Raw genomic sequence first — 26563 nt, 5'->3', positions numbered from 1 at the left:
GGACCGTTGGCCCACCGGAATTCGGCGGGCCAACGGTCCATTTCATGGGTTAACCCATGAAATGCGGCCTGGGGAGTGCGGCGGTCTCGGTTTGGTTGCGGTTGGGGGTGGGGGCCCAACCGGGGTGGGAGCGGGGCGGAGGGCGTACGGGGTCGGGTGACTGGTACCGGCCATGACGGGTTCAGGTCAGCCCGATTCGTGGACCGTGGCCGAAGGCAACTGCGAGGCTCGAGAATCGGTGGCCCCGCGCCCGTCGGGCCCCGGTGAGGAGCCCCACGATGCGGTGGTCACGACGCGCGACCAGCATGCTCAGCTCGGTGATCGTCGGAACCCTGGTGGTCGTCGTACCGCTCCAGGCCCGAGCACAGTCCACCGGTGGCGCCGGGACCCCTCCCAGAACCGGCGCCACCGGTCACGCCACACCGGGTGCTTCGTCGTACCGGATCACCCTGGTCACCGGTGACGTCGCCGAGCTGACCGTCTCCGCCGACGGCAGCCGCAGCGGCCGGTTGGTGGACGGCAGCAACTACTACTTCGGTGACTTCGACGGCGAGCTCACGGTCGTCCCGGCGGCGGCGTACTCGCTGTTCACCGCCGGGAAGCTGGATCGCCGCCTCTTCAACCTGAGCCTGCTCGCCGAGCAGGGGTACGACGACGCGAGCACGGCCAAGCTGCCCGTCCTGCTCAGCGGCTCCAGCGCGCCGGCCGCTCCCGAGGGCACGACCCGCCGGATGACCCTGGCGAGCGTCGGCACCACCGCCGTCTCGATCGAGAAGGCGCAGGCCAAGCAGTTCTGGCAGGGGATCGCGGGCAACCAGACCCTGAGCAGCGCGAGCGGCGTCGGCAAGATCTGGCTCGACGGCCGGACGCACGCGACGCTCGACCGCTCCACCGCGCAGATCGGTGCGCCGGCCGCCTGGCGTTCGTCGTACGACGGACGCGGCGTGAAGGTCGCCGTGCTGGACACCGGGTACGACGCGGGCCACCCGGATCTCAAGAAGAAGGTGATCGGCGAGGCCAGCTTCGTCCCCGAGCAGACGGTCCAGGACGGCCACGGGCACGGCACGCACGTCGCGTCGACCGTCGCCGGACTCGGTACGGCGTCCGGCGGGAAGCGCAAGGGCGTCGCGCCAGGTGCTGAACTGCTGGTCGGCAAGGTCCTCGACAACAGCGGCGGCGGGCTCGACTCCGAGGCGATCGCCGGGATGGAGTGGGCGGTCCAGCAGGGCGCCAAGGTGGTCAGCATGAGCCTCGGCGGTCTGCCGTCGGACGGCACCGACCCGATGAGCGAGGCCGTGGACCGGCTGTCGGAGTCCAGCGGCGCGCTGTTCGTCGTTGCTGCTGGCAACGCCGGGATGGAGGAGTCCGTCGGTACGCCGGGGGCGGCGGCGGCCGCGCTGACGGTCGGCGCGGTGGACCGCGACGACAAGCTCGCGCCGTTCTCCAGCCGTGGACCGCGCCTCGGCGACGGAGCGCTCAAGCCGGAGGTGACCGCGCCGGGCGTCGAGATCGTGGCGGCGCGCGCGGCCGGGACCGAGCAGGGGCACATCGTCGACGAGCGCTACACGGCGATGAGCGGTACGTCGATGGCGACGCCGCACGTCGCCGGCGCGGCGGCGATCCTGGCGCAGCGGCACCCGGAGTGGACCGGTCAGCAGCTGAAGGCGGCGCTGGCGACGACCGCGGTGCCGAGCAAGGGCACGGCGACGGCGGCGCAGGGGCTCGGGCGGATCGACATTCCGCGGGCGCTGGACCCGAAGATCCTGGCGGACACGGCGAACGTGTTCTTCGGTGACGTCTCCTGGACCGGTACGGCCCCGAAGCCGGTCGAGCGGAAGGTTGCCTACAGCAACACATCTGACAAGGCGGTGACGCTGGACCTGTCCGTGGAGGCCAAGTCGCCGGGCGGCGTCAGCGCGTCCCTTGCTGTGACGCCGAGCAGACTTGTGGTTCCGGCGGGAGGGTCGGCCGCGGCGACGGTGCGGCTCGATCTGGCGACGACCGGGCCCGCGAAGTACGCGGGGGAGCTGGTCGCCCGCGCAGCCGGCGGTACGTCGTACAGGACTGGTCTGGGCTTTGCCGCCGGCGGTCGCCTGCACCAGGTGACCGTGAAGGGAATCGGCCGGAACGGCAAGCCCGCGCGGCCGACCGTCGCGGCGAACAGCGGCGTCCAGCTGTGGAATCTCGACACCGGCGACATTAATGGCATCGTCTTCGACGAAAACGGTCAGCGCACGCTGGACGTCCCGACCGGTCGGTACGCCGTGATGGCGTACGTGATGAGTGCCGACCAGACCGGCTGGGTCAACGGCGTCGCCCTGCTCGGTGCGCCGGAGGTGAGGATCAGCGGCGACCGGACGTTCGTCTTCGACGCCCGCAAGGCCCATCTGGTGACCGTGAAGACGCCGCAGCGTGCCGAGCTGGAGAACTTCGGCATCGCCTGGCACCGCAAGACCGGTGAGCGCGAGGCCGTGTCGGGGTTCGGCTACGACCGGGAAGTCAGCGGCAACGTGTACGTCGGTGACTTCGGCAAGGTGCAGGACGGTACGGCCCGCGCGGTCCAGCGCTGGGACCTGGCGCAGCCGAAGCTGACCGCCGACGTCCTCGGCACCGGTGGCTTCCGACTGCCGACTCCGCGGGACGGCGGCGACGTCGGGTACGTCGGCACCGAGACGCTGCAGCTCGTCAACGCCGGCGACGGACGGCCGGAGGATCTGAAGGACGTCCGCGGCAAGATCGCGCTGATCCGCTACGTGGACTTCGAGCACACGATGCCGCAGGTCGAGGCGGCGAAGGCAGCTGGCGCGAAGGCGGTCTTCATGTACAACGAGCAGCCCGGCTTCTGGAGCGACGGCGCCTGGCTCGGCCTGCCGTTCTACCTCTTCCGGCAGGAGGAGGGAGCGCGGTTGCTGCAGCTGCTGAAGCAGCGCCCGGTGCAGGTCAAGCTGACCGGTCTGAAGGACAGCACCTACCGCTACGACCTCGTCGTCGGGCCGCAGCAGGTCAAGGGTCCGCTGACCTACGACTTCGCCAAGCTGCGTCCGGCCGTCGTCACCACCAACTTCGCCAAGGTCGATGCCAACGTCCTGCACTTCGACCAACGGTCGGCGCACCTCCCCGGGGTGAGCGCAGGCCTGGGATCGACTCGGCTGGTGGCCGGCCCGGTGACCCGGACCGACTATCTGGCGTCCGACGCACCGGGTACGACCTGGGACGACAAGACGTCGGCAGGGGAGTGGAACGAATCGGGCTTCGAGTACAGCCTGGCGCGGAGCTACCGTCCGAACGAGCGGGTGACCCGCGACGTGTGGGCCCCGATCGCGAGGCCGGCGATTCCCGACGCGACGGGCAGCGAGATCGACGGGTTGCCGGTGGCACGGTTCGAGAACGCGCTGCGGATCGCGATTCCGCAGCACGTGAACGGCGACCGGACGGTCTACGGCTGGAGTGACATGCGCGGCGACGAGACGCTGCTGAAGCTCACGAGTGGCGGCAAGGAGCTCGGGCGGAAGGACTGGTCGGTCGCGCAGTTCGCCGTACCGGCGAAGAGTGCGTGGTATGAGCTGAGTCTCGACGTACGCCGGGCGCCTGACACCTGGGCGAAGACATCGACGGCGACGCAGACCGAGTGGCGGTTCCGCTCGGGGTCGGTGAAGACGCGTGAGGTGCTGCCGCTGGTGCAGGTCGACTACAAGTTGAGCGGTCGGCAGCTGGAGCTGAAGCCGGGCTACCAGCCGGGTGCTCGAGGCCTCGGGTTCTTCCGTACGACGGCCGAGGTCAGCGTGGACGGCAAGCACTGGCAGTCGCTCCGGCTGTGGCCGGCCGGTCTGAGCGGGAAGGTCATCACCACGGTGCCGTCCGGCTCGGTCGCCAAGCTCCGGGTGATCTCCACCGATCTGCTCGGCAACAAGCTCACGCAGACGATCGAGAAGCCCTGGGCGGCAAAGTGAGGAAGTCTCAAGTAAGCGCTTGACCACTGAAAGGGCGACGCCACGAAGCGGGGGGGTGCTCCGTGGCGTCGCCGGGGGCGCGCCAAGGGAGGGGTGGGGGCGGCGCGCCGTCTAGGGGGTTGGTCAGCTGCCGAGCAGTCCTCCACCGAGGATGCCGAGCAGTCCGAGCAGGGACAGCAGGTTGCGGATCACCTGGTCGACCGCGGCGGTGCCACCGGTCTGGAAGGCGGTCACGCACTTCTGGAGCTGGGCCTGCGTCGGGTTCTTGATCGTGACCTTGGCCATCTCGCTCTGGCAGTACTGCGTGGCCTTGGTCAGCTCGGTGAGCGTGCTGCCGACGGTCCCGACGACCAGGCCGGCCGCGGTCTGCAGCGTGGCCACGCCGTTCGGGGTGCTCGGCGGCGGGGTGCTCGGCTTGGTCGGAGTCGGCTTGCCCGGAGTCGGCTTCGTCGTCGGCTTGCCCGGGGTGGGCTTCGCGGTCGGCTTACCCGGCGTCGGCTTGGTGGTCGGCTTGTCCTGGCCACCGTCCTCGGGCGTCGGCTTCGTCGTGCTGCCGGGCTTGCCAGGCGGGTAGACCGGCAGGTCGATCGCCTTCGGCAGGTCCTGGTCGGCGGGTGCGTCGATGTTGTCGTCGCCGGTCCGGCCGTCGGCGCGGACCACGCCCTGGTCGTCGTCCTCGGTGCCGTTGCCGACCACCATCCAGCTGCCACCGGCGTACGCCTTGGCGATGCTGACCACGAGATCGACGTACGCCTGGGAGTGGTTGTAGCGCAGGACGGCCTGGTTCAGGTCGCCGGCGCGGGTCAGGTCGACCCCGCCGGAGCACAGGTAGACCGCGGTCGACATCGCCGCGTCGTCGATGTCCTGCGGGTTCTTCACGCCGTCGCCGTCACCGTCGACGCCCATCGCCTGCCAGGTGGCCGGGATGAACTGCATCGGCCCGACCGCGCGGTCGAACGCACCGTCGCCGTCGAGCCGGCCGGCGTCGGAGTCGCTGATCCGGGCCGTGGTCACGCCGTCGAGGCGCGGACCGTAGATGCCCGGGGTGGCGATCCCGCTGGTGGTCAGCGAGTTGCCGCCGAAGCGGCCGTGGTTGGACTCGACCCGGCCGATCGCGGCCACCAGCGTCCACGGCAGGTGGCACGTCGGGTCGGCCTGCGCGAGCACCTGCTGGGCCCGCGAGTACGCCTTCAGCGCGGACGTCGGGATCCCGTTGCGGGAGAGCCCGGAGACCACCTGGGTCGGTTGCTCGGTCTTGTCCACACCGTTGCCGACCGAGCCGTTGACCGGCACGTTGGCCGGATCACTGATCGGTTGCTTCGGTACGACGATCGGAACGTTCGGGCCGAGGCCCTGGTCCAGCGCGGCGGTCGCGACCGCCGGATCGTCGGTCGCACTGACGGTGAACGCGCTCGCGAACAACGCCAGCGGAACCAGCGGCGCCACCTGACGCCACCCGCCCGCAGTGGCGCGGCGCTTGCCCTTCGCCATCGATGATCCCCTCCGTGACTCATCGACCTGTCCTGCCCCACGCTGCAGACACGTCTCTTAGTCGGTCCCCGATTACCGCGTTCACCTGGTCTAACGCCTGTCCCGTGCGTGGGTTACGGAGCGGGCGTCGACTGTGCACAAGCGGTCACCGGGTACCCATACTGGCGCGTAACAACGCTCAACGGAACCCCCCGCGCCCTGCCCGCCCACTCAACTGCCTGACCGGTCGGGGAGAATGGCGGCCGTGTCAGACCACACCGCTCGCTCCGCCGCTCTGTTCGACCAAGCCACCGCGGTCACGCCTGGAGGCGTGAACTCCCCGGTCCGCGCGTTCCGCGCCGTCGGCGGGGTCCCGCGCTTCATGACCTCGGGTGACGGATGTCACATCACCGACGTCGACGGCAACACCTACCTCGACCTGGTCTGCTCCTGGGGCCCGATGCTGCTCGGTCACGCGCACCCCGAGGTGATCGCCGCCGTCCAGGCCGCGGTCTCCCGCGGGACGTCGTTCGGTACGCCGACCGAGACCGAGGTCCTGCTCGCTCAGGAGATCGTCGGGCGGACGCCGGTCGACAAGGTCCGGCTGGTCTCCTCGGGCACCGAGGCGACGATGTCGGCGCTGCGGCTGGCGCGTGGGTTCACCGGGCGGGACAAGATCGTCAAGTTCGCCGGCTGCTACCACGGTCACGTCGACGCGCTGCTGGCCCAGGCCGGCTCCGGCGTGATCACCCTCGGCATCCCGGGGACGCCGGGCGTCACCGAGGCGACCACCGCCGACACGATCGTGCTGCCGTACAACGACCACGACGCGGTCACCGCCGCCTTCCGGCAGTACGGCGACCAGATCGCCGCCGTGATCACCGAAGCATCGCCCGGCAACATGGGCGTCGTACCGCCGCACGACAACTTCAACGCGTTCCTCGCCGCCGTCTGCAAGTCCAACGGCGCCCTGTTCATCTCCGACGAGGTGATGACCGGCTTCCGGATCACGCGGTCCGGTTGGTACGGCGTGGACGGCGTACAGCCTGACCTGATGACGTTCGGCAAGGTGATGGGCGGCGGCTTCCCGGCCGCGGCCTTCGGCGGTCGCGCCGACGTGATGTCCCACCTCGCGCCCGAGGGCTCGGTGTACCAAGCGGGCACGCTGTCGGGGAACCCGGTCGCCACGGCGGCCGGTCTGGCCACGTTGCGGCTGGCAACCGACGAGGTCTACGCCAAGCTCGACGAGACCTCGGCCACCATCCAGCGCCTGGTCGGTACGGCGCTGGACAAGGAAGGTGTGCCGTACGTCATCCAGTCCGCCGGGAACCTCTTCAGCGTCTTCTTCGTGGAGTCGGAGGAGGCAAGCGGTCCGATCCGGAACTTCGCCGATGCCGGAGCGCAGGTGCTGCCACGGTTCGCCGCTTTCTTCCATGCCATGCTGGACGCCGGTGTCTACCTGCCGCCGAGTGCGTTCGAGGCGTGGTTCGTGAGTGCCGCGATCGACGACGACGCCCTGTCGCGGCTCGAGACCGCACTCGCTCCGGCCGCTCGCGCGGCGGCCGCCGTACAGAACTGAAGGCTGTGTTGGATTTGATGGAGGGGACTCGGTGACCGAGACAACGGTCGTGCACCTCATGCGACACGGCGAGGTGCACAACCCCGCGGGCGTGCTCTACGGCCGGATCCCCGACTACCACCTGTCCGAGCTCGGCCGGAAGATGGCCGACCGCGTCGCCGAGCACGTGGCGGGCCGCGACATCGTGCACCTGGTCAGCTCCCCGCTGGAGCGCGCCCAGGAGACGATGGAGCCGATCGCCGCCACGTTCGGGCTGACCCCGGACATCGACGAGCGGGTGATCGAGGCCGCGAACCTGTTCGAGGGCAAGAAGTTCGGCGTCGGCGACGGTGCCCTGCGGCAGCCGAGCGCGTGGTGGCTGCTGCGCAACCCGTGGAAGCCGTCCTGGGGTGAGCCGTACAGCCAGCTCGTACGCCGGATGCGCGACGCGATCGAGACCGCTCGGCAGAAGGCCGCCGGCCACGAGGCGCTGATCGTGTCCCACCAGCTACCGATCTGGATCGTGCGGTCCGCGATCGAGAACCGCCGGATGCTGCACGACCCGCGCAAGCGGCAGTGCAGCCTGGCGAGCCTGACCAGCTTCACCTTCCACGGCGACCAGATCGTCTCGGTCGGGTACGCCGAACCGGCCAAGGACCTGCTGCCGGTCAAGCATCCGAAGAAGTTCGTGGGCGGTGCCTGATGCGCCGTACGGCGGTAGTGGTCGCCGCGGTCGCGCTGCTGGCGACCGCCTGCAGCTCGGGTGAGTCGACCAACGAGAACCGCAGCGGCCAGACCGGCTTCGTCAGCGGCAACGGCAACGTCTCCAGCTTCGCCGCGGCCGACCGCAAGCCGGCGCCCGACTTCGGCGGCGACACCCTGGACGACAAGGCCTGGAAGCTGGCCGACCACAAGGGCAAGATCGTCGTCCTGAACGTGTGGGGCTCGTGGTGCCCGCCGTGCCGCAAGGAGGCGCCCGACCTGGTCGCCGCGCACAAGCAGCTCGGCGCGGGCGTCGAGTTCATCGGGCTGAACACCCGCGACCTGGACAAGGCCCCGGCGAAGAAGTTCGTGCAGGAGTTCGGCGTCGGCTTCCCGAGCCTGTACGACCCGAGCGGCAAGCAGCTGCTCGGCTTCCGTGGGCAGATCTCGCCGAGCTCGATCCCGAGCACGCTGGTGATCGACAAGGACGGCAAGGTTGCTTCGCGGGTGATCGGCTCGGTCACCACCCAAACCTTGCTCGGCATGGTCAAAGACGCTGCAAGCTGATGGGTGATTGGTTCGCCCAGTCGATGACGGGCTCGATGCTGGTGGCACTGCCGATCGCGGTGCTGGCCGGTGCGATCTCGTTCTTCTCGCCGTGCGTCGTACCGCTGCTGCCGGGCTACCTCTCGTACGTCACCGGCCTGTCCGCGGCCGAGCTCGGCTCGAAGCAGCGCGGGCGGATGCTGGCCGGGACGAGTCTGTTCGTGGCCGGGTTCTCGGCGGTGTTCATCCTGACCGGGGTGCTGTTCGGTGCCATCGGCAACGCGATGCTCGACCACCAGTCGCTGATCACCAAGGTGCTCGGCGGGGCGACCGTCGTACTCGGGCTGATCTTCCTGGGTGGGTTCGGTTTTCTGCAGCGGGACGTTCGCGTGCACCGGGTGCCGGCCATCGGGATCGCGGCCGCGCCGTTGCTGGGCGTGCTCTTCGGCTTCGGCTGGACACCGTGCATCGGCCCGACGCTCGGCACGGTGATGAGCCTGGCCGCCACCGAGGGCAGCACCGGTCGCGGCGCGGTGCTCGCGCTGGTGTTCAGTCTCGGACTGGGGATCCCGTTCATCGTCGCGGCGCTGGCCTTCCGCCGGATGCTCGGCGCCGTCGCCTGGGTCCGCAAACACCAGCTGCTGGTGATCCGGATCGGCGGCGTACTGATGATCGCGGTGGGTCTCCTGCTGCTGACAGGAGTGTGGGACACGATGACCGCCGATCTTCGCCAGTGGGTCGCCAACTTCGGATCGGCGGTCTGACGTGAGCGACGTCAAGGAACAGGTCGAGCCCGAAGCCACCATGTCCGGCGGCAAGCCGCCTGAGCGTCCTGACCCGCCGGCGATGGGCCTGGTCGGCTGGCTGCGGTGGGCCTGGCGTCAGCTGACGTCGATGAAGACCGCGCTGATCCTGCTGTTCCTGCTGGCGCTGGGCGCGGTGCCGGGCTCGCTGATCCCGCAGATCCCGGTGGACCCGATCAAGGTGTCGGACTTCTACGACGCCAATCCGGGTCTGGCGTCGTGGTACGACAAGTTCGGGCTCTTCGACGTCTACAAGTCGGTCTGGTTCTCCGCGATCTACCTGCTGCTGTTCATCTCGCTGATCGGCTGTGTGGTCCCGCGGCTGCAGGTCTACCTGAAGGCCCTGCGCTCCCGCCCGCCGAAGCCCCCGCGCAACCTCGTCCGCCTGCCCGGCCACCAGCAGTTCGAGACCGACGCGACCGAGGCCGAGGTGCTGGCCGCAGCCCGTCAGGAGCTGCGCAAGCGCCGCTTCCGGGTCGAGGCGTACGACGGCGCGCTCGGCGCCGAGCGCGGCTACCTGCGCGAGGCCGGCAACCTGGTGTTCCACTTCTCGCTGATCCTGGCGCTGGTCGGGATCGCGTGGGGCTCGCTGTTCGGCTACCGCGGCACCGTGCTGGTCGTGGTCGGTGGCCAAGGCTTCTCCAACGCCGTTGCCCAGTTCGACGACTTCACGCCCGGCCGGGCGTTCACGCCGGACGACCTGCCGCCGTTCACGCTGAAGGTGAACACCTTCAAGGCGACCTTCGAGACCGAGGGCCCGCAGCGCGGCGCGGCGCGGTCCTTCGATGCGGGCGTCACCTACCAGGTCACACCGGAGTCGCCGGAGCAGTCGTACGACCTGCAGGTGAACCACCCGCTGTCGGTCGACGGCACGAAGGTCCACCTGCTCGGCCACGGCTACGCGCCGAAGGTGACGGTCCGCGACGGCAAGGGCGACATCGCCTACTCCGGCCCGTCGCCGTTCCTGCCGCAGGACGCGAACTTCTCGTCGTTCGGCGTGATCAAGGCCCCGGACGCGCGGCCCGAGCAGCTCGGCTTCGAGGGCTTCTTCCTGCCGACCGCGGTGATCGACCAGCGCGGTCCGGTCTCGGTCTTCCCCGACGCGGTGAACCCGGCGCTCGTGCTCACGGCGTACTACGGACGCCCGGCCGACGAGACCGGCAAGCCGCAGTCGGTCTACCAGCTGGACAAGACCAAGCTGACCCAGTTCGACGACGGCAAGGGCGACAAGCTGCGGTTCCAACTCGCGCCCGGGCAGAGCATCGACCTGCCGGACGGCCGCGGCTCGCTGTCGTTCGACTCCTACGACCAGTGGGTGAAGCTGCAGATCAGCCACACCCCCGGGCTGAACCTGGCGCTGGCCGGGATCCTGCTCGCGATCCTCGGGCTGATGGGCTCGCTGTTCATCCATCCGCGCCGTACCTGGGTGCGGGTCCGCACCGAGGACGGGCGTACCGTGGTCGAGGTCGCCGGTCTGGACCGGGGGCCGGAGCGTGGTCTCGGCGACGAGATCGACGCGATCTCCACCATTCTGAAGAAGAAGCGGGAGCAGGCATGAACTCCTCGACCCTCGCCTCGGTGTCGAACCTGTTGGTCCCGACCGCGACGGTGATCTACACGCTGGCCCTGCTGGCGCACACCGTGGAGTGGTCGAGCGGCCTGCGGGTTCGTCAGCCGGCCGCGCAGAAGGTGCTGGTCGGTGCCGACGGCGCCGAGGTCCCCTCGGATGCCTCGCCGGTGGACGAGGATCGGTCGCAGCGCTGGGAGCAGGCCAGCCGGATCGGCGTCCTGCTGACGGTGCTGGCGTTCGTCATGCACGCCGGTGGGGTGCTGACCCGCGGTCTGGCCGTGAGCCGGGTGCCGTGGGGCAACATGTACGAGTTCTCCATCACTGCTTCGCTGGCCGTCGCCGCGGTGTACCTGGTCCTGCTCACGCGCCAGCGCCTGCAGTGGCTCGGGCTCCTGGTCACCTTCGTGATCGCCGCCACGCTGGGCATCGCCGTACTGGCGCTGTATGTACCGGCCGCCGACCTGCTGCCCGCGCTGCACTCGTACTGGCTGGTGATCCACGTGTCGGCCGCGGCGATCGCGGGCGGTGGCTTCACCGTCGGTGCGATGGCGTCGATCCTCTACCTGGTGAAGAGCCGCGCCGAGGCGCGCGAGGCGGACGGCAAGCCGATGTCGGCCGCGCTGCGCCGCGTCCCGTCGTCGGCCGGCATGGACGCCGTCGCGTACAAGGTGCACGCGTTCGCCTTCCCGCTGTGGACCTTCGGCGTCCTGGTCGCCGGCCCGATCTGGGCGTACTACGCCTGGGGCCGCGCCTGGGGCTGGGACCCCAAGGAGGTCTGGTCGCTGGTCACCTGGGTCGTGTACGCCGCGTACCTGCACGCCCGCGCCACCGCCGGCTGGCGAGGCCGCCGCGCCGCGTGGGTCGCGATCGCCGGCTGGGTCGTCTTCCTGTTCAACTTCATCGGCGTCAACCTGCTGCTCTCGGGCTTCCACGCCTACTCGGGTCTGTAGGAGCGTGCGGGGATGAAGGAATTCGCTGTCTACACCGGGTTGCGGCTGGCGTTGTTCGCCGCGTCGTTCGCGGTGCTGTGGTTCGCGTTGAACAGTTGGTTGTCGGTCTTCCCGTTGCTGCTGCTGGCGCTGATCGTGTCGTCGATCCTGTCGATCTTCGTGCTGCGGGCCTGGCGGGACCGGCTGGCGGCGCGGATCGAGACGCGGGCGGCGCGGATGACCGAGCGGCTCGAAGCGGCCCGGAAGGCCGAGGACGAGGACTGACTCACGGGTTGTGAAGACCCCGCCGACCATCAGGTCGGCGGGGTCTTTCGTTTTGCGTACCAGCTGACCTAGTGGTACGCAGAGTGACCCAGGCCACTTGCAAGTTTGCCCGAAAATCGCTTGTGCATTCCTTCACATGAGTCGTAACGTGGTGGATGAAACGAAACCGTTTCGTTCTATCTGTCGCTTTTCGATCACACAGGGTGAACATGACCGAAGTTGCCGAGGCCGGACCCCGCCAGCGTCCGCGGGTCGAGGGTGGGCGTGAGGACGAGATCCTCGACGCGACCGTCGAACTGGTCGCGGAGCTGGGGTACGACCGGTTGACGATGGACGCGGTGGCCACGGCCGCCAAGGCCAGCAAGGCGACGCTGTACCGGCGCTGGACGAGCAAGGCCGAGCTGGTCGTCGACGCGATCAGCCGCGCCAAGGGCTGCCCGATCCCGGAAGAGGTCGACACCGGCAGCCTGCGCGGCGACCTGATCGCGCTGTCCTGCAACGAGGGCGGGTTCACCGACGAGATGCCGATGTCGGTGATGGCCGGTCTGCTGACCGCGCTGCACCGCGACGACGACCTCCAGCTGGCGTTCAAGGAACGCTTCCTGAAGCCGCGGCTCGGCCTGACCGGCCGGATCTACACCCGCGCCGTCGAGCGCGGCGAGATCGCGGCCGACGTCGACGTCGAGCTGCTGTCCCAGACGCTGCCCGCCGTCATCATCCACCATGCCTTCGTCCTCGGCGTCGAGCCGACCGAGGACCTGATCCTGCGTGTGATCGACCACGTGATCCTGCCTGCGGCGCGGGGGTCGCAGGCGAGCTGACCGGTGTGGGGCCGGTCGGCGACCCAGAAGCCAGTACCACCCAAGAGGGGATTTCCAGTTATGTCCGAAGACGTCGTCAAGGCCGATCCGCCAGAGGGGCGGCCGGTCGACACGGGAGCCGAGCCCGCGGCCCACGGTCACCGCAACCTCGGGATCGCGCTCGCGCTGATCAGCATGGCGCAGCTGATGGTGGTGCTGGACGGCACCATCGTCAACATCGCGCTCCCGCACATCCAGACCGATCTCGGCTTCACCAACGCCTCGCTGCCGTGGGTGGTCAACGCGTACGCGCTGGCCTTCGGCGGTCTGCTGCTGCTCGGTGGCCGGATCGGTGACATCCTCGGACGCCGCAAGGTGTTCATGTTCGGGGTCGTGCTGTTCGGCGTCGCCTCGTTCGTCGGGGGCATCGCGCAGAACGAGACGATCCTGCTCGCGAGCCGGATCCTGCAGGGCGTCGCGGCCGCGGCCGCCTCGCCGAACGCCCTGGCCCTGATCACCACGACCTTCCCGGCCGGCAAGGAGCGCAACCGCGCGATGGCCGTGTACGCCGCCATGTCGGGCGCGGGTGCCGCGGTCGGCCTGATCCTCGGTGGGGCACTGACCGAGGCCTCGTGGCGCTGGACCTTCTTCATCAACACCCCGATCGGCCTGATCGTCGCCGTACTGGCGATCCGCTACCTCGGGGAGTCGGCCCGTCAGCAGGGCAAGTTCGACATCCCGGGCGCGATCTCCGGCACGGTCGGTCTGACCGGTCTGGTGTACGGCCTGACGCACGCGGCGGAGAAGGGCTGGGGCGACCCGGTCACGCTGGCCTTCATCCTCGGCGGCCTGGCCCTGATCGGGATCTTCCTGGCGATCGAGGCGCGCTCCAAGCACGCCCTGATGCCGTTCCGGATCCTGGCCGACCGGACCCGTGGGGTCAGCTTCTTCGTGATGCTGATCGTCGGTGCGGCGATGTTCTCGATGTTCTACTTCCTCGGGATCTACATCCAGAACATCCTCGGCTACAGCGCGCTCAAGACCGGTTTCGCGTTCCTGCCGTTCAGCCTCGGCATCGTGGTCGCGGCCCAGATCGCCTCCACGCTGATCGCCCGGATCGACCCGCGCTGGATCGCCGGTGCCGGCGCGGTGTTCGCCGGGGTCGGCATGTGGGGCTTCTCGCGGCTCGAGGTCGACTCGACGTACCTGACGCACGTGATGCCGTTCATCCTGCTGCTGTCGTTCGGCATGGGCCTGATCTTCGTGCCGCTCACCCTGACCGCGGTGTCGGGTGTGGCCAACGAGGACTCGGGTGTCGGCTCCGCCGTCCTGAACACGGTGCAGCAGATCGGTGGCGCGGTCGGTCTGGCGCTGCTGGGCACGGTGTCGGCGAACGCGATCAAGGACAAGTTCGCCGAGCTCGCTCCGGGTCTGCAGAAGGCAGCGGAGTCCGGCCAGTCGCCGGCTCAGCTGAAGCAGCTCGAGGGCCAGTTCACCGCCGTCGCGACCACCCACGGGTTCACCCGGGCGTTCACGGTGTCGGCGTTCATCATCCTCGGCGCGGCACTGATCACGCTGCTGGGGCTGTCCGTCAAGGCCAAGGACCTGGCCAACGACGGCAAACCGGGCGGCGTCCACATCGGCTGACCCACCACCAGACAGAAGGGCCGTATCCCCGGGGGCGGGAGATACGGCCCTTCGTCGTTTTTAGGTACGGCGGTACTGCGGGAGGCTCATGCGGCTGGAGCGATGCCGGCCGCCGTGGGTCAGTCCTCGTCGTCGGCGACGCCGAGCTTGCGGAGGCCGTTGGTCCAGCGTTGCTCGCGCTCCTGGTCGGACTGCTCCCACCAGGGGCCGCCTCGTTCGCCCAGGGCGACCTTGGCGAGCTGCACGCGGGATCTCGCCCGCGCTTCCGCCTCGGGGTCCTCGTCGCGGTGGGACTGCGCGATCGCTCGGCGGGCTGCCATCAGGGCGTGCTGGAGCTGGGCTCGCGCCTCGGCTGGGATCGCGGGGTCGGTGGCTCGCCACTTGCGGCCGTTGACGACGACGTGGTGGCCGTCCGGTGTGGTGGGAGCTGACATGCTCTGCCAGTGCCCGCCGAACGGCCTCCGTACGCCCGACGCCGCCCGACCGCCTCGGCGTCGGCGGGCCGCCGCCGGATCGGCTTCAGGCCTTGAACGGCCCCTCGGTGAACGCGTGCTCGACGAACCGCTCGGCGATGCGGTGGTGGGTGGCGGTGTCGGGGTGGAGGCGGTCGGGGAGGGGGAGGTCGGCGTGGTCGGCTTCGCCGTACAGGGTGAGGCCGTCAAGGTAGTGGAGGTTGGGGTCGTCGGCGGCTCGGGCCGCGGTGATGCGGGCGAGCTCGGCGCGGACGACGGTGAGGGTTAGCTTGCCGGAGGCAACTTCTTCGGGGTTGCCGGTGGCCTTGAAGGCGACCTGGCCGTCGGCGAAGTCCGGCGCCAGCGGGCCGGGGGTGTGCTCCTGGATCGGGCAGTAGATGGACGAGACGACCAGCAGCGGCGTGGTCGGGTGGCCCTCGCGGAGGATGTCGAGGAAGTTGTGGACGGCGGGGCCGAGGGCGCGCAGGCGCATCAGGTCGGCGTTCACCAGGTTGATGCCGAACTTGACGCTGATCAGGTCGGCCGGGAGGTCGCGCATCGTGCGGGCGGTGAACGGGTCGACCAACGCGCTGCCGCCGAAGCCGAGGTTGGTCAGTTCGACACCGGCCAGCTTCGCGGCGACCGCGGGCCAGGTCTGGGTCGGGCTGTCGGCGTTGGAGCCGTGGCTGATCGAGCTGCCGTGGTGCAACCAGGTACGACGTCCGTGGTCGGCGGCGGCCTCGATCGGAGCATTGGTGCGGAGGGCAACGAGTTCGGTGATCTCGTTGTGCGGCAGCCAGATCTCGACGTCCTTGGCCCCGGCCGGCAAACCGCTGAACCGTACGGTCCCGGCCGGCCCGGCCGTGGTCTCCCTGCTCCCGGTGGCCAGGTCGATGGTCAGCACGTTCCCGCTACCGGCCGTCCCCTGCGCGGCCAGCTCGCCGTCGACCAGCAGATCCCAGACACCGTCCGGACGCGGTGGTGCGCCGACGAACGCCATCTTCGTCGGCAGAACGTCGAGCTCGATCTCCGTCGCCGTGCTCCTGAAGACCAGCCGCACACCCGACGGCTGAGCCTCGACCATCGCCAGCTGAGCGTCGACGTTCTGCTTCCGGCCCAGTGCTCCGAGCCGGTGCGGCAGTACGCCGTACGAGGTCTGCTCCAACTCGACGGCGCCACGCACGAGCTCAGGGGTGATGGGCGTGCTGATCCAATCGGCCATACCCACGACCCTGCCCGCCCTGGTTGCCTCGGGCAAGTCAGTTACGCGAGCCAGTCCTGCGGCTGAAGCAACTCGAGGGTGTCGGCTTCAGGAGTGCTGGGTTCAGGGGAGTGGTCGTAGGTCCAGGTCGCGTGCGGCGGCAATGAGATGAGGACGGCCTCGATATTGGCGCTGGTCTGCAGCCCGAAGCGGGTGCCGCGGTCGTAGCCGAGGTTGAACTCGACGTACCGGCCACGCCGGTGCAGCTGCCACCGGCGCTCGCGCTCGCCGTACGGGAGTTTGCAGCGCCGGTCGAGCAGCGGCAGGTACGCCGGCCCGATCGTCTCGATGCCGTCAGCAATCACCTCGGCGGCCGCGGGGCTGTTCAGCCGATCGAAGAAGACGCCACCCAGCCCGCGCATCTCGCGACGGTGGGGGATGGTGAAGTAGCGGTCGCACTCGGCCTTCCACAGCTCGTACGACGCGTCCGCGTGCCGGCCGCACCAGTCGGCCAGGGTGCGGTGGAAGTGCCGGCCGTCCTCGGTGAAGCCGTACATCGGCGTCAGGTCTAGGCCGCCGCCGTACCACCAGTCGTCGCCGGCCTCGAAGTACCGGAAGTTGGCGTGGAACGACGGCGCGTACGGGTTGAGCGGGTGGAACACGAGCGAGATCCCGGTCGCCCGGAACGGCCGGCCGGCGAGCTGCGGGCGGGTGGCGGTGATCGCTTCGGGGACCTTGGCGCCGGCCACGTCCGAAACGTTCACGGCGGCGCGTTCGAAAACGGCGCCGCCTTCCAGGATGCCGACGGTGCCGCGGCCGAGATCGTCGCGGACCCAGGGGCGGCGGTCGAAGGTCCGCTGTCCGTCGTACTGCTCGAACGTCGTCAGCAGTCGCGCCTGCGCGGCGAAGAACCCGTTCGCGACGTCGTCCACCTGGCCAGTCATCGCCTCCGTCCTACCCGCTCGCGGGGGCACGACCAGGACCTTTCGAGCCAGCTGGAAAGGTCAGAGCTGCTTGCGGAGAACCAGCTCGCAGTGGATGCCGTCGGGCATGAGATCGCCGAGCTTGTCGGTGAGGACGTAGCCGTGCCGCAGGTAGAGCGCGTGGGCCTGGTCGTTGCCCTGGACAACGGACAGCTCGACCGCGACGGCTCCTTGGCCGTGCGCCCAGGTCTCGACAGCGCCCATCAGGCGATCGCCGAGTCCGTGCCCCCGGGCCGCCGGTGCGACCCACATCGACACCAGATGTCTGGTGTCCTCCTCGTCAGCGGGCATCCCGCCGGCCATCCCTGACGGCGCACCGTCGACGGACACGATCACGTTGTACGAGCCAGGCACCGACAGCCGCGCCCGCCAGCGGTCCTCGCCAGCGCCGACCCAGTCCTCGTACCGCGACCCAAAGGCGCTCGGCGCATCGGAGAGCGCCGCCAACCGCAGCTCGCGCCAGGCTTTCCAGTCGTCGGGGGTGAGTTCCTGCAGTTCGATCACCGGCCCAGCATTACCGATTCAGCCCTGCGGGTCACACCGTTTTGCCGGCCCGAGGCCGGGTGTCAGCGGCGAGTGGCCCGGCCATGCCGGACGGCCAGGGTGCCGGGATAGCGCTCGAGAAGCGGGGCCACTACCTCCGGCGGGGCGTCAGTGCCGACGTCGATCAGGTCGGCGACAGCGTCGTACGCGAAACCGTACGCGTACGTGCGCGCGTCCGGGTGCCAGCGGCGAAGGCGCAGCTCGTCCAGGACGAGGTCGACCTCCGCCTGTGTGTGACGGCTCCGGGCGACGACCACCCCGTCGAGCGGCTCAGCTTCCGCGGTCGTGGCGTCGGCCGCGAGGCGGATGACGAACGTGCCGGCGGCCCGGTCCCAGCCGTTGCCGATGGCGGCGTGGTCGGCGCAGTACAGCTGGACGAGCGCGGCGGTTCGCTCGTGGGAGGGCACGGAGGAGGCCGCCTCGGCGCGCAGGGCGTCGAGGTCGAGCTGCGTCTTGACGGCCTCCGCCGCCCGCATCCGGCTCAGTTCGGCCTGGTCTTCGGCTGACCAGTCCGGCATGTCAGCGCGGGGGGAACTTGGAGCTGACCCAGTCGCGGACGCCGCCTAGGCCTTCGCCGAGGTCGCGGACGAACTTGGCCAGCGGGTCCTGGGAGCGGGCGAACGCGTCGGAGTACGACTTGGCCGCGTTCTTCGCCTCCTGGGTCATCGAGGCGTCGCCGTCGTCCTGGCGCTTGGGGTAGTCGCCGGAGACGATCGCCGTGTACTCGCCCTCGTCGACCCAGCGGCGCAGCTCGTGCGCGCGGATGACGGCCAGCGGGTGCGTCTGCGCCTCGAGCAGCAGGAGCTTGAGCACGGAGTCGCGCAGGTCGCCGGAGCTCTCGTACTCGGTGCCCTGGGCCAGGAACGCGGTGGTGTCGAGCTGGTCGAGCTGACCGCCGGACGCGAGCTTCATCTGCACCCGCAGCGCGACCGCAGGGTCCTGTACGGCGAGCAGACCGGCCCGGTCGCCGGACAGCTCGGCCTTGCGGGACCACTCGTGCAGGGCGGCGATGATGGCCCGGATCCCGAGCGCGCCGATCGGCATCCAGTTGATCGCGCCGGTCAGCCGCATCAGCCAGAGCAGCAGCGACTGGTACAGCGCGTGACCGCTCTGCGCGTGGCCGAGCTCGTGGCCGAGGGTGAAGCGCAGCTCCTCCTCGTCCAGGCCCTGGACCAGCGCGCTGTTCACGACGATGAACGGCCGGTCCATGCCGATCGTCACCGCGTTCCAGATCGGGCTGTTGGTGACGAACAGCTCGGGCAGCTGCCGTACGTCGAGGGTGGCGGCCGCCTCGGTGTAGAGCCGGTGCACCTTCGGGAACTGGCGCTCGTCCACCTTGATCGCCGATCCGAGGAACTGCAGCCGGAAGGCGCGCTCGTTGATCAGCCCGGACATCTTCCGGAGGACGAAGTCGAACCCCTTGAGCTGCCGCAGCGCGACCAGGGCCCCGCGGTCGGCCGGGTGCTCCCAGGCCCGCGAACTGATGTCGGTGAGCGTCACCCGCTGGCGGGTGGGCCGTTCGTCGTTGTCGGTCATCGTTCCCCCACGGGTCGGCGTGCTTCATCCCAAAGTAGCCGCCCCGAGGGTCCGGGCCGTAGCAGCCAAGCGGCCACCAGTCCCGGCACCCACCCGAACGGCACCGACCACCAGCCCAGTTGCAGGTTGAAGCCGCCGATCATCGTCGCCCAGCTCAGCGCCGTACCCCACGCCCAGAACCAGACCCCGCGCCCGGTCGTCGACCGCCCGTCCCGCCGAGCCCTGAGCACCCCCACCGCAGCCAGCGGCACGCTCGCCGGCATCGCCGCGGCGGTAGCCAGCAGCCCCAGTACGACGAGCAGCACGATCTGCTCGGTCGCCGACAGATGCAACTCGAAGCCCAGTGGGATCATGACTCGATCGTGCCGGGACGGCCGATGGTTGCAGAGAGTAGGAATACTCAAGATCCGGGGAGTAGCCCTAGCCTGTGGCCATGAGTGAGCTGTTGGCGTGCAAGGAAGTGGATCGACGGGACGACAAGCAGCGGGCGTGGGTGTCCGAGGCGGTCAGGGTGGTCGACGCGGACGCCAACCGCAGTGCGGACACGCATCTGCACGTGTTCCCGATGCCGGCGATGAGCGGGGTCGACCTGTACCTGAAGGACGAGTCGGTGCATCCGACGGGCTCCTTGAAGCATCGGCTGGCTCGGTCGCTGTTCTTGTACGCGCTGTGCAACGGGTGGATCCGCGAGGGGACGACCGTCATCGAGGCGTCCAGCGGGTCGACCGCGGTGAGCGAGGCCTACTTCGCCCGGTTGCTGGGGCTGCCGTTCGTCGCCGTGATGCCGGCGTCGACCAGCCCGGAGAAGATCCAGCTGATCGAGTTCTACGGCGGGCGGTGCCACTTCGTCGAGCGGTCGGGGCAGATCTACGGCGAGGCCAAGCGGCTGGCCGAGGAGACCGGCGGGCACTACATGGACCAGTTCACGTACGCCGAGCGGGCGACCGACTGGCGGGGCAACAACAACATCGCCGAGTCGATCTTCGAGCAGCTCGCGCTCGAGCAGCACCCGGTGCCGAGCTGGGTCGTCGTCGGGGCCGGTACCGGCGGTACGTCGGCGACGATCGGCCGGTACGTGCGCTACCAGCGGCACGCGACGTCGGTCGCGGTGGTCGATCCGGAGGGGTCGGCGTTCTTCCCCGGCTTCGAGGCCGGCGACAGCGACTTCGCGACCGGTCGGCCGTCGCGGATCGAGGGGATCGGGCGGCCGCGGGTCGAGCCGTCGTTCGTCCCGGGGGTCGTCGACCGGATGATCGCTGTCCCCGATGCCGCGTCGATCGCGGCGATGCGGTTCTGCTCGCGGGTCACCGGGCGGCTCGTCGGTGGTTCGACGGGGACGAACCTGTGGGGCTCGCTGCGGCTGGCGGCCGAGATGCGCCGGATGGGTCAGCGCGGGAGCATCGTCACGCTGCTGTGCGACGGCGGTGAGCGGTATACGAACACGTACTACGACGACGACTGGCTGCGGGGCAACAGCATCGACATCGCCCCGTACGAGGAGACCCTCCGAGGCTTCGCCGAAACGGGGTTGTGGAGGGAGTAGAGCGCGCCCGCCGAGCGCCTGGCCGCTGCGCGGCCGGCGGAGGCCTAGCTGCCCAGCGCCAAGCCGATGGCCAGGCCCACGGCGTAGACCAGCTCGGTGAGGCCTGTTCCCTTGAGTACCGGGATCAGGGCCGGGCCGACGGCGTCGCTGACGACTACCCGGACTGACTTGATGGCCAGCGGGAGAGCGATCAGGGCCAGCAGGGTCCACGGCGTCGCCAGGGCCGACAGCACCGCCAGGATGAACGCCAGCGCGATCAGCCCGGCGTACAGCTGCCTGGAGCGCGCAGCGCCGATGACCACGGCCAGCGTGCGCTTGCCGGTCGTGCTGTCCGTGGGGATGTCCCGCAGGTTGTTCGCGACCAGCAGCGCGCAGGCGATCGCTCCGATGGCGACGGCCCCGGCCACGGCCGTCCAGTGCAGCCGCTCGGCCTGCACGTACGTCGTACCGAGCACTGCGACCAGACCGAAGAACAGGAACACGCTGACCTCGCCCAGCGCGCGGTACCCGTACGGCGACTTGCCGCCCGTGTAGAACCACGCCCCGACCAGCGAAGCCGCTCCCGCGACCAGCAACCACCAGCTGGACGTCGCACAGAGCACGATCCCCAGCGCAGCGCCCACGCCGAAGCAGGTGAACGCAGCGGTCTTCACAGCGCGCGGTGTGGCCACCTTCGACCCGACCAGCCGCAGCGGCCCGACTCGGACCTCGTCCGTGCCGCGGATGCCGTCGCTGTAGTCGTTGGCGTAGTTCACGCCGATCTGCAGCGCCAGGGCGACCCCGAGGGCCAGCAGCGCCTTCCACCAGACGAAGCCGTCCAGGTAGGCGGCCGCGCCGGTTCCGACGAGGACCGGAGCAACGGCAGCAGGCAGCGTCCGGGGACGGGCACCCTCGATCCACTGAGAAAGGTTGGCCATGAACGGGATTCTGTCAGCCGTCGGATCGGCGAATGAGCGTCGGGGCTACGCTCAGCGGAGTATGTCTAGTTTGCGTCTGGTGCCAGGCACGCCCGAGGCCGTCCTTGCCGCGCTGTCCGAGGTGCTGGACGGCACTGGGCAGCCCTTCGCTCCGGTGCCCCCGGATCCGGCCGCCGCTGAGCGCGTACGCCGGGCCGCCGCGCCGGACGAGCCGCTGGAGGACGACTGCGCCGTCGTACTGACCACGTCGGGGTCGTCCGGTGAGCCGAAGGGCGTGCTGCTGTCCAGGGACGCGTTGGTCGCCTCCGCCACGGCCACGCACGACAGGCTCGGCGGACCGGGCCAGTGGCTGCTCCCGATGAAGCCGTACTTCGTCGGCGGGCTGCAGATCCTCACCCGCTCGCTCCTGGCCGGTACGACGCCAGTGGTCTCCCAGGACATCGCCGCGGTCGCCCAGATGACCGGAGCCCGGCGCTACACCGCCATGGTCCCCACCCAGCTGACCCGCTACCTCGACACCGCACCCGACGCGCTCCGCAGCTTCGACGCGATCGTGATCGGCGGTGCGTCGATGGGCGCCGAGCTGAAGGCCCGGGCCGCGGCAGCGGGCGTGACGGCGATCCCGGCGTACGGCATGACCGAGACGGGCAGCGGTTGCGTGTACGCCGGCTTGCCGCTCGACGGGACCGAGCTGGCGCTGGACGACGGACGCATCCTGATCAAGGGCCCGACGCTGTTCTCCGGCTACCGCCTGCAGCCCGCGCTGACCAAGGAGGTGCTGCAGGACGGCTGGTTCCGGACGCAGGACCGTGGCCGGTTCGTCGACGGGCGGCTGGAGGTGGTCTGCCGCGTGGACGACGTGGTGATCTCTGGTGGAGTCAACGTGACCCTCACTGCTGTGCAGGCGCGGCTGCTGGAGCACCCGGACGTGGCGGACGCCGTCGTACTCGGTGTGCCCGACCAGGAGTGGGGCAGCCGGGTAGTGGCCTTCGTGGTGGGCCAGGCCGAGCTGGAGACGCTCAGGGATCACGTGGCCGAGACACTGCCCCGCACCTGGGCTCCGCGTGAGCTGGTCCGGCTGGACGAGCTGCCGATGCTCGGTTCCGGCAAGGTCGACCGGCAGCGGTTGCTGGACGGTGTGCGGTGATCACCTACTCGCTGGGGCTCAAGAACAAGTTCCGCGGGATCACCGTCCGCGAGGGCATGCTGTTCGAGGGCCCGGCCGGCTGGGCCGAGTGGAGCCCGTTCCTGGACTACGACGACGCCACCTGCGTCTCCTGGCTCCGCGCTGCACAGGAGGCCGCTGTCGACGGCTGGCCCGAGCCAGTGCGGCAGCAGATCCCGGTGAACTGCACTGTGCCCGCACTGGGACCAGAGCGAGCAGCCGAGATCGTCCGAGCCTCCGGCTGCCGTACGGCGAAGGTCAAGGTCGCTGAGCCCGGCCAGACCCTGGCCGACGACCTGGCCAGGGTCGAGGCGGTCCGGGACGCCCTGGGCCCTGACGGCCGGGTCCGGATCGACGCCAACGGCGGCTGGTCGGTCGACGAGGCTCTGGCCGCGCTGAAGGAGCTGTCGAGGTTCGACCTCGAGTACGTCGAGCAGCCGTGCTGGACGGTGGAGGATCTGGCGCTGGTACGACGGCGTACCGACGTACTGGTTGCCGCGGACGAGTCCATCCGGCGGGCCGAGGATCCCCTGCGGGTCCGGGAGTTGGAGGCGGCCGACATCGCCGTACTGAAGGTGCAGCCGATCGGTGGGGTCCGGGCGTGCTTGGAGATCGCCGAGCAGATCGGACTGCCCGTGGTGGTCTCGTCGGCGCTGGAGACGTCGGTGGGGATCGCTGCGGGCGTTGCGCTGGCTGCTGCGTTGCCGGAGCTGCCGTACGCGTGCGGGCTGGCGACTGTGGCGATGTTCACTGGCGAGGTCGTGGCCGAGCCGCTGCTGCCGGTGGACGGCTTCCTTCCGGTGAAGCGCCTCGTCCCTGACCCGGTGTTGCTGGCTGCCGCAACCGCCTCGCAGGAGACCACCGCCAGCTGGGAAGCACGGCTGGCCAGAGTCGAAGCACTGAAGGGAAGTAAGGGATGAACCCGTCCACTGCGTTCGCGACCGTGGTCGTCGACGAGCTGATCAGGTGCGGCGTCCGGGAGGTCGTGCTCGCCCCCGGTTCGCGCAGTGCGCCGCTGGCGATGGCACTGGCCGCTGCCGACCGCGAAGGCCGGCTCCGGCTGCACGTACGGATCGACGAGCGTACGGCGGGCTTCCTGGCGATCGGACTGATCCGCGGGACCGGTCTGCCGGTGCCGGTGGTCACCACGTCCGGTACTGCGGTGGTCAACCTGCACCCCGCCGTACTGGAGGCTTCGCACAGCGGGCTGCCGCTGCTCGTGCTGAGCGCGGACCGGCCGCCGGAGCTGCGGGGGAGTGGTGCGAACCAGACGACCGACCAGCTCAAGGTGTTCGGCGGTGCGGTGCGTCTGTTCCACGAGATGGGCGTGCCGCGACAGGAGGTCGGCCAGGTCGCGTACTGGCGGTCGCAGGTCTCGCGGGCTGTGGCAGCGGCCGTTGGAGTGCGCAGCCACGACCCGGGCCCGGTCCAGCTCAACTGCTCGTTCAGCGAGCCGCTGGTGCCGACCGACGGGCCGGATTGGCCGGAGTCGCTGGATGGCCGGACCAGCGGGCCGTGGACGAGCGTGCGGGCTGCCGGTGGGCAGCCGTCGTCGCTGTCGCCCGGGCCGAAGACCGTCGTGGTTGCCGGAGACGGCGCCTCGCAGGCGGCACGGCTTGCCGCGGAGGCGGGGAACTGGCCGTTGTTCGCGGAGCCGTCCAGTCGCGCGCGGATCGGGCCGTCGGTGATCCCGTCGTACCGGTTGTTGCTCGGAGCAACCAAGCTGGCTGAGGAGATCGAGCGCGTGGTCGTGTTCGGCCACCCGACGCTGTCCCGGCCGATCACCAAGCTGCTGGGCCGCCCGGATGTCGAGGTGATCGTGGTCGCGCCGACCGGCTCCTGGCCGGACGCCGTACGACGTGCTGCGACCGTGCTGACCGGTCTGGAGGTCACCGGCGCCGACAGCACCGACTGGCTCGCCCGCTGGCAGCACGCCGACCAGCTGGCCCGGCCGGCCATCGACAAGCTGCTCACTGGTGAGCTGACCGGTCCGGGCATCGCGGCGATCGTCGGTGAGGCCGTCGGGGCTGACGGGATGCTCGTGGTCGCCTCGTCGAACCCGGTGCGCGACCTGGACCTGGCGCCCGTCGTACCGATCCGGACGGTGGCCAACCGCGGCCTCGCGGGGATCGACGGGACGATCTCGACGGCGGTCGGTGCTGCGCTGGCGAACGCCGGCGCGACGTACGCGCTGATCGGGGACCTGGCGTTCCTGCACGACTTCACTGGGCTGGTGATCGGCCCGGCCGAGGCGCGGCCGGACCTGCGGATCGTCGTGGTCAACGACAACGGTGGCGGGATCTTCTCGACGCTGGAGCAGGCCGGGACGACCGATTTCGAGCGGGTCTTCGGGACGCCGCACGGGACGGACTTCGCCGCGCTGGCGGCAGCGACCGGTACGCCGTACACGCTGGTGACGACGGCCGACGAGCTGCGAACCGCGCTGGTCAGGACTGTTGCGGGTGTGGACGTGGTGGAGGTGCGGCTGCCACGGCCGACAACGCTGCATCAGGAACTGCAGGCAGCGGTGAACGCGGCGCTCTAGCCGGCTGCAGCGTGCGGAGCCGGCCGAGCAGCGTGCCGACGACCACGAGCACCAGCGACGTCGTCACGAGGATGGGGACGACCGCACCGCGCAGCGACGAGTTGAGCGGTGCGGCGATCGTCAGGATCAGGCTGACGCCGACCACGGCCGTCATCATGCGCCGACCGGGTCGTGCGACGGCCAGGAACGGCAGGCACCACAGGAAGTACCAGTCGTGCGCGGTCGGCCCGAGCAGTACGACGGCCAGCATGGCCACGCCGACCGCACGCGCTGCCTGGTGGATGTGCGAGCGCAGCCCCAGTGCGGCGATCAGTCCGAGCGCTGTGAGGATGCCGAGCAGCCGGATGATCTGCAGGGCCTGCTGAGCCGCGTCCTCGGCTCCTAACCAGTCCAGTACGCCGGAGGTGCCCAGGCCGATCAGGTTGGCGATCGACAGTGGAGACATCACCAGGCCTGGCACGTCCAGCGCGTTGAGCCAACCCGAGCCGATGCCCGTCAGCTCTCCCACGGTCACCAGAGTCAGCACTGACACCGCACCGGCGATCGCCAAGCTGGCCAGGCGTTTCAGGGCTCTGCCGGCCAGCGGGCCCATCACTGCGGCGATGGCGATGACCACCAGCCCACCTGGCGCTTTGACTGCTGCTGCGGTGCCGGCGATGACTGCTGCTGTGCCCCAGCGACCTGTGAGGGCTACGGCGAAGGCGGAGCAGGCCAGGCCGAGCATGAGGACGTCGTTGTGCGCTGCGCCGAGTCCGTGGGTGATGAGGATCGGGTTGGCGACCACCAGCCAGGTGGCGACGCTGGGGTCGACTCGGCAGGCTACGGCGATCTTCGGCACGGCCCAGGCGATCAGGACGATGCCGAGCAGGGCCAGGCCGCGGTGGGCGAGCATGAGGACGTACGGGTTGTCGGTGACGTGAGCCGCGAGGCCGCCGTACGCCAGAGGGATCGGACCGTACGGCGCTGGAGTGTTCATCCACATCGGGTCGACTGCCTCGACCACACGGCCGGACAGGGCAGCTGGGCCGACGGTGTAGGGGTCGAAACCCTTGGCGACCAGGGCGCCCTGCGCTGCGTAGCTCCACGCGTCCCGGCTGAACAGCGGAGGCGCCAGCAGCAGCGGCAGGCTCCAGAGGACGGTCAGTCGAATCAGCCGATGCCGTACGCCGGACAGCACCTCACGGCCGACCTCCAGCCAGGCCCAGACCATCAGGCCGAGCCCGAACACCATGAACGTCAGCCCGGTCATCCGCCCGGCCAGCGAGTCCCGCAACGGCATCGACGCCATCCACGAGGACTGCGGCACGACCGACGTCACCAGCGCCGAGGCGGCTACGACCCAGCTCCCCACCACCCCGCGAACCAATGGCGAAGGAACCCGCATGGCCGGACGGTAACCGCCCCAGAAGAAGCGCCGA

At 69.9% G+C, this 26563-nt stretch carries 24 protein-coding genes; 14 read left to right on the top strand and 10 right to left on the bottom strand.

All coding sequences use genetic code 11. The features are described 5' to 3' along the window. Positions 1–278 precede the first annotated feature (278 nt). Entirely contained in the window at positions 279–3950 is a 3672-nt protein-coding gene (locus tag ACYVIO_RS01835) for a S8 family serine peptidase (RefSeq protein ID WP_460648862.1), read from the top strand. Positions 3951–4073: 123 nt separating this feature from the next. Here the strand turns inward: ACYVIO_RS01835 and ACYVIO_RS01830 are convergent, their stop codons facing one another. Continuing rightward, on the bottom strand, positions 4074–5441 hold the full coding sequence (locus ACYVIO_RS01830; RefSeq protein WP_460648861.1) for a lytic transglycosylase domain-containing protein: 1368 nt from the start codon (positions 5439–5441) through the stop codon (positions 4074–4076). Between the two features lie 235 nt (positions 5442–5676). Here ACYVIO_RS01830 and hemL point away from each other — a divergent pair, with 235 nt between their 5' ends. The 9 genes from hemL to ACYVIO_RS01785 all read left to right on the top strand — a co-directional run bounded on the left by hemL (position 5677) and on the right by ACYVIO_RS01785 (position 14260). Then, positions 5677–6999, top strand: a complete 1323-nt coding sequence (gene hemL, locus ACYVIO_RS01825; protein WP_460648860.1) for a glutamate-1-semialdehyde 2,1-aminomutase — start codon at positions 5677–5679, stop codon at positions 6997–6999. Between the two features lie 58 nt (positions 7000–7057). After that, the gene (locus tag ACYVIO_RS01820) at positions 7058–7681 is read left to right on the top strand and encodes a histidine phosphatase family protein (RefSeq protein ID WP_460652050.1); all 624 of its coding nucleotides are present in this window, start codon (positions 7058–7060) and stop codon (positions 7679–7681) included. After that, positions 7681–8247 carry a TlpA family protein disulfide reductase gene (locus ACYVIO_RS01815; protein WP_460648859.1) on the top strand — a complete coding sequence of 189 codons (567 nt, stop codon included), beginning with the start codon at positions 7681–7683 and terminating at the stop codon, positions 8245–8247. The genes ACYVIO_RS01820 and ACYVIO_RS01815 overlap by 1 nt, the downstream gene beginning before the upstream one ends. Further along, on the top strand, positions 8247–8990 hold the full coding sequence (locus ACYVIO_RS01810; protein WP_460648858.1) for a cytochrome c biogenesis CcdA family protein: 744 nt from the start codon (positions 8247–8249) through the stop codon (positions 8988–8990). The genes ACYVIO_RS01815 and ACYVIO_RS01810 overlap by 1 nt, the downstream gene beginning before the upstream one ends. Positions 8991–9030: 40 nt before the next feature. Continuing rightward, positions 9031–10587 (top strand): cytochrome c biogenesis protein ResB, encoded by a 1557-nt coding sequence (resB, locus tag ACYVIO_RS01805; protein ID WP_460652049.1) that lies wholly within the window; start codon positions 9031–9033, stop codon positions 10585–10587. Next, a complete protein-coding gene (gene ccsB / locus ACYVIO_RS01800; protein WP_460648857.1) occupies positions 10584–11549 on the top strand; it encodes a c-type cytochrome biogenesis protein CcsB in 966 nt (321 codons plus the stop codon). The genes resB and ccsB overlap by 4 nt, the downstream gene beginning before the upstream one ends. A 12-nt stretch (positions 11550–11561) precedes the next feature. Further along, the gene (locus ACYVIO_RS01795) at positions 11562–11813 is read left to right on the top strand and encodes a DUF4229 domain-containing protein (protein WP_460648856.1); all 252 of its coding nucleotides are present in this window, start codon (positions 11562–11564) and stop codon (positions 11811–11813) included. Positions 11814–12022: 209 nt separating this feature from the next. Further along, positions 12023–12634, top strand: a complete 612-nt coding sequence (locus tag ACYVIO_RS01790; RefSeq protein WP_460648855.1) for a TetR/AcrR family transcriptional regulator — start codon at positions 12023–12025, stop codon at positions 12632–12634. A gap of 60 nt (positions 12635–12694) precedes the next feature. Beyond that, positions 12695–14260, top strand: coding sequence for an MFS transporter (locus ACYVIO_RS01785; protein WP_460648854.1), 1566 nt, complete (start codon positions 12695–12697; stop codon positions 14258–14260). 119 nt (positions 14261–14379) lie between these two features. Here ACYVIO_RS01785 and ACYVIO_RS01780 read toward each other — a convergent pair whose 3' ends face one another. From ACYVIO_RS01780 to ACYVIO_RS01750, 7 genes are all read right to left on the bottom strand, one after another. Beyond that, a complete protein-coding gene (locus ACYVIO_RS01780) occupies positions 14380–14694 on the bottom strand; it encodes a hypothetical protein (RefSeq protein ID WP_460648853.1) in 315 nt (104 codons plus the stop codon). 85 nt (positions 14695–14779) lie between these two features. Beyond that, positions 14780–15934 carry an SGNH/GDSL hydrolase family protein gene (locus ACYVIO_RS01775; RefSeq protein ID WP_460648852.1) on the bottom strand — a complete coding sequence of 385 codons (1155 nt, stop codon included), beginning with the start codon at positions 15932–15934 and terminating at the stop codon, positions 14780–14782. A 41-nt stretch (positions 15935–15975) separates the two neighbouring features. Continuing rightward, on the bottom strand, positions 15976–16857 hold the full coding sequence (hemF, locus tag ACYVIO_RS01770; RefSeq protein WP_460648851.1) for an oxygen-dependent coproporphyrinogen oxidase: 882 nt from the start codon (positions 16855–16857) through the stop codon (positions 15976–15978). A 60-nt stretch (positions 16858–16917) separates the two neighbouring features. Next, complete coding sequence (locus ACYVIO_RS01765; protein WP_460648850.1) at positions 16918–17400, bottom strand: GNAT family N-acetyltransferase; 483 nt, start codon at positions 17398–17400, stop codon at positions 16918–16920. Positions 17401–17462: 62 nt separating this feature from the next. Beyond that, on the bottom strand, positions 17463–17957 hold the full coding sequence (locus ACYVIO_RS01760; protein ID WP_460648849.1) for a hypothetical protein: 495 nt from the start codon (positions 17955–17957) through the stop codon (positions 17463–17465). Between the two features lies 1 nt (position 17958). Beyond that, positions 17959–18975 carry a M48 family metallopeptidase gene (locus ACYVIO_RS01755; protein ID WP_460648848.1) on the bottom strand — a complete coding sequence of 339 codons (1017 nt, stop codon included), beginning with the start codon at positions 18973–18975 and terminating at the stop codon, positions 17959–17961. Continuing rightward, positions 18972–19328, bottom strand: a complete 357-nt coding sequence (locus ACYVIO_RS01750; protein ID WP_460648847.1) for a hypothetical protein — start codon at positions 19326–19328, stop codon at positions 18972–18974. The genes ACYVIO_RS01755 and ACYVIO_RS01750 overlap by 4 nt, the downstream gene beginning before the upstream one ends. A gap of 80 nt (positions 19329–19408) precedes the next feature. Between ACYVIO_RS01750 and cds1 the strand changes: the two genes are divergently transcribed. Next, positions 19409–20518: an L-cysteine desulfhydrase Cds1 gene (gene cds1, locus ACYVIO_RS01745; RefSeq protein ID WP_460648846.1), complete on the top strand. Its 1110-nt coding sequence runs from the start codon at positions 19409–19411 to the stop codon at positions 20516–20518. A 44-nt stretch (positions 20519–20562) separates the two neighbouring features. On the opposite strand, the gene ACYVIO_RS01740 is transcribed toward cds1, so the two are convergent. Next, positions 20563–21435: a 1,4-dihydroxy-2-naphthoate polyprenyltransferase gene (locus ACYVIO_RS01740; RefSeq protein WP_460648845.1), complete on the bottom strand. Its 873-nt coding sequence runs from the start codon at positions 21433–21435 to the stop codon at positions 20563–20565. 61 nt (positions 21436–21496) lie between these two features. On the opposite strand from ACYVIO_RS01740, the gene menE reads away from it, so the two are divergent. Genes menE through menD form a run of 3 tightly spaced genes read left to right on the top strand, consistent with a single transcriptional unit; the run spans position 21497 to position 25145 of the window. Further along, positions 21497–22582: an o-succinylbenzoate--CoA ligase gene (menE, locus tag ACYVIO_RS01735; protein ID WP_460648844.1), complete on the top strand. Its 1086-nt coding sequence runs from the start codon at positions 21497–21499 to the stop codon at positions 22580–22582. Then, positions 22579–23520 (top strand): o-succinylbenzoate synthase, encoded by a 942-nt coding sequence (locus tag ACYVIO_RS01730; protein WP_460648843.1) that lies wholly within the window; start codon positions 22579–22581, stop codon positions 23518–23520. Before menE ends, ACYVIO_RS01730 begins: the two co-directional genes overlap by 4 nt. Further along, positions 23517–25145 (top strand): 2-succinyl-5-enolpyruvyl-6-hydroxy-3-cyclohexene-1-carboxylic-acid synthase, encoded by a 1629-nt coding sequence (menD, locus tag ACYVIO_RS01725; protein WP_460648842.1) that lies wholly within the window; start codon positions 23517–23519, stop codon positions 25143–25145. The genes ACYVIO_RS01730 and menD overlap by 4 nt, the downstream gene beginning before the upstream one ends. On the opposite strand, the gene mptB is transcribed toward menD, so the two are convergent. Next, positions 25048–26529: a polyprenol phosphomannose-dependent alpha 1,6 mannosyltransferase MptB gene (mptB, locus tag ACYVIO_RS01720; protein WP_460648841.1), complete on the bottom strand. Its 1482-nt coding sequence runs from the start codon at positions 26527–26529 to the stop codon at positions 25048–25050. The two genes, menD and mptB, sit on opposite strands and share 98 nt — an antisense overlap. Positions 26530–26563 lie beyond the last annotated feature (34 nt).

The sequence above is a fragment of the Kribbella endophytica genome (assembly GCF_054781295.1).
Note: the sequence above shows the minus strand (reverse complement) of the source record. Positions and strands in the feature narration are given on the sequence as shown.

Excerpts from the sequence above, each read along its gene's own strand:
- ACYVIO_RS01740 (WP_460648845.1), bottom strand. The coding sequence starts at position 21,435 with ATGGCCAACCTTTCTCAGTGGATCGAGGGTGCCCGTCCCCGGACGCTG.
- menE (WP_460648844.1), top strand. The coding sequence starts at position 21,497 with ATGTCTAGTTTGCGTCTGGTGCCAGGCACGCCCGAGGCCGTCCTTGCC.
- resB (WP_460652049.1), top strand. The coding sequence starts at position 9,031 with ATGTCCGGCGGCAAGCCGCCTGAGCGTCCTGACCCGCCGGCGATGGGC.
- ACYVIO_RS01760 (WP_460648849.1), bottom strand. The coding sequence starts at position 17,957 with ATGCCGGACTGGTCAGCCGAAGACCAGGCCGAACTGAGCCGGATGCGG.
- ACYVIO_RS01795 (WP_460648856.1), top strand. The coding sequence starts at position 11,562 with ATGAAGGAATTCGCTGTCTACACCGGGTTGCGGCTGGCGTTGTTCGCC.
- ACYVIO_RS01790 (WP_460648855.1), top strand. The coding sequence starts at position 12,023 with ATGACCGAAGTTGCCGAGGCCGGACCCCGCCAGCGTCCGCGGGTCGAG.
- ACYVIO_RS01780 (WP_460648853.1), bottom strand. The coding sequence starts at position 14,694 with ATGTCAGCTCCCACCACACCGGACGGCCACCACGTCGTCGTCAACGGC.
- ACYVIO_RS01815 (WP_460648859.1), top strand. The coding sequence starts at position 7,681 with ATGCGCCGTACGGCGGTAGTGGTCGCCGCGGTCGCGCTGCTGGCGACC.
- menD (WP_460648842.1), top strand. The coding sequence starts at position 23,517 with ATGAACCCGTCCACTGCGTTCGCGACCGTGGTCGTCGACGAGCTGATC.
- ACYVIO_RS01810 (WP_460648858.1), top strand. The coding sequence starts at position 8,247 with ATGGGTGATTGGTTCGCCCAGTCGATGACGGGCTCGATGCTGGTGGCA.
- ACYVIO_RS01830 (WP_460648861.1), bottom strand. The coding sequence starts at position 5,441 with ATGGCGAAGGGCAAGCGCCGCGCCACTGCGGGCGGGTGGCGTCAGGTG.
- ccsB (WP_460648857.1), top strand. The coding sequence starts at position 10,584 with ATGAACTCCTCGACCCTCGCCTCGGTGTCGAACCTGTTGGTCCCGACC.
- ACYVIO_RS01835 (WP_460648862.1), top strand. The coding sequence starts at position 279 with ATGCGGTGGTCACGACGCGCGACCAGCATGCTCAGCTCGGTGATCGTC.
- hemL (WP_460648860.1), top strand. The coding sequence starts at position 5,677 with ATGGCGGCCGTGTCAGACCACACCGCTCGCTCCGCCGCTCTGTTCGAC.
- ACYVIO_RS01775 (WP_460648852.1), bottom strand. The coding sequence starts at position 15,934 with ATGGCCGATTGGATCAGCACGCCCATCACCCCTGAGCTCGTGCGTGGC.
- hemF (WP_460648851.1), bottom strand. The coding sequence starts at position 16,857 with ATGACTGGCCAGGTGGACGACGTCGCGAACGGGTTCTTCGCCGCGCAG.
- ACYVIO_RS01820 (WP_460652050.1), top strand. The coding sequence starts at position 7,058 with ATGCGACACGGCGAGGTGCACAACCCCGCGGGCGTGCTCTACGGCCGG.
- mptB (WP_460648841.1), bottom strand. The coding sequence starts at position 26,529 with ATGCGGGTTCCTTCGCCATTGGTTCGCGGGGTGGTGGGGAGCTGGGTC.
- cds1 (WP_460648846.1), top strand. The coding sequence starts at position 19,409 with ATGAGTGAGCTGTTGGCGTGCAAGGAAGTGGATCGACGGGACGACAAG.
- ACYVIO_RS01750 (WP_460648847.1), bottom strand. The coding sequence starts at position 19,328 with ATGATCCCACTGGGCTTCGAGTTGCATCTGTCGGCGACCGAGCAGATC.
- ACYVIO_RS01785 (WP_460648854.1), top strand. The coding sequence starts at position 12,695 with ATGTCCGAAGACGTCGTCAAGGCCGATCCGCCAGAGGGGCGGCCGGTC.
- ACYVIO_RS01755 (WP_460648848.1), bottom strand. The coding sequence starts at position 18,975 with ATGACCGACAACGACGAACGGCCCACCCGCCAGCGGGTGACGCTCACC.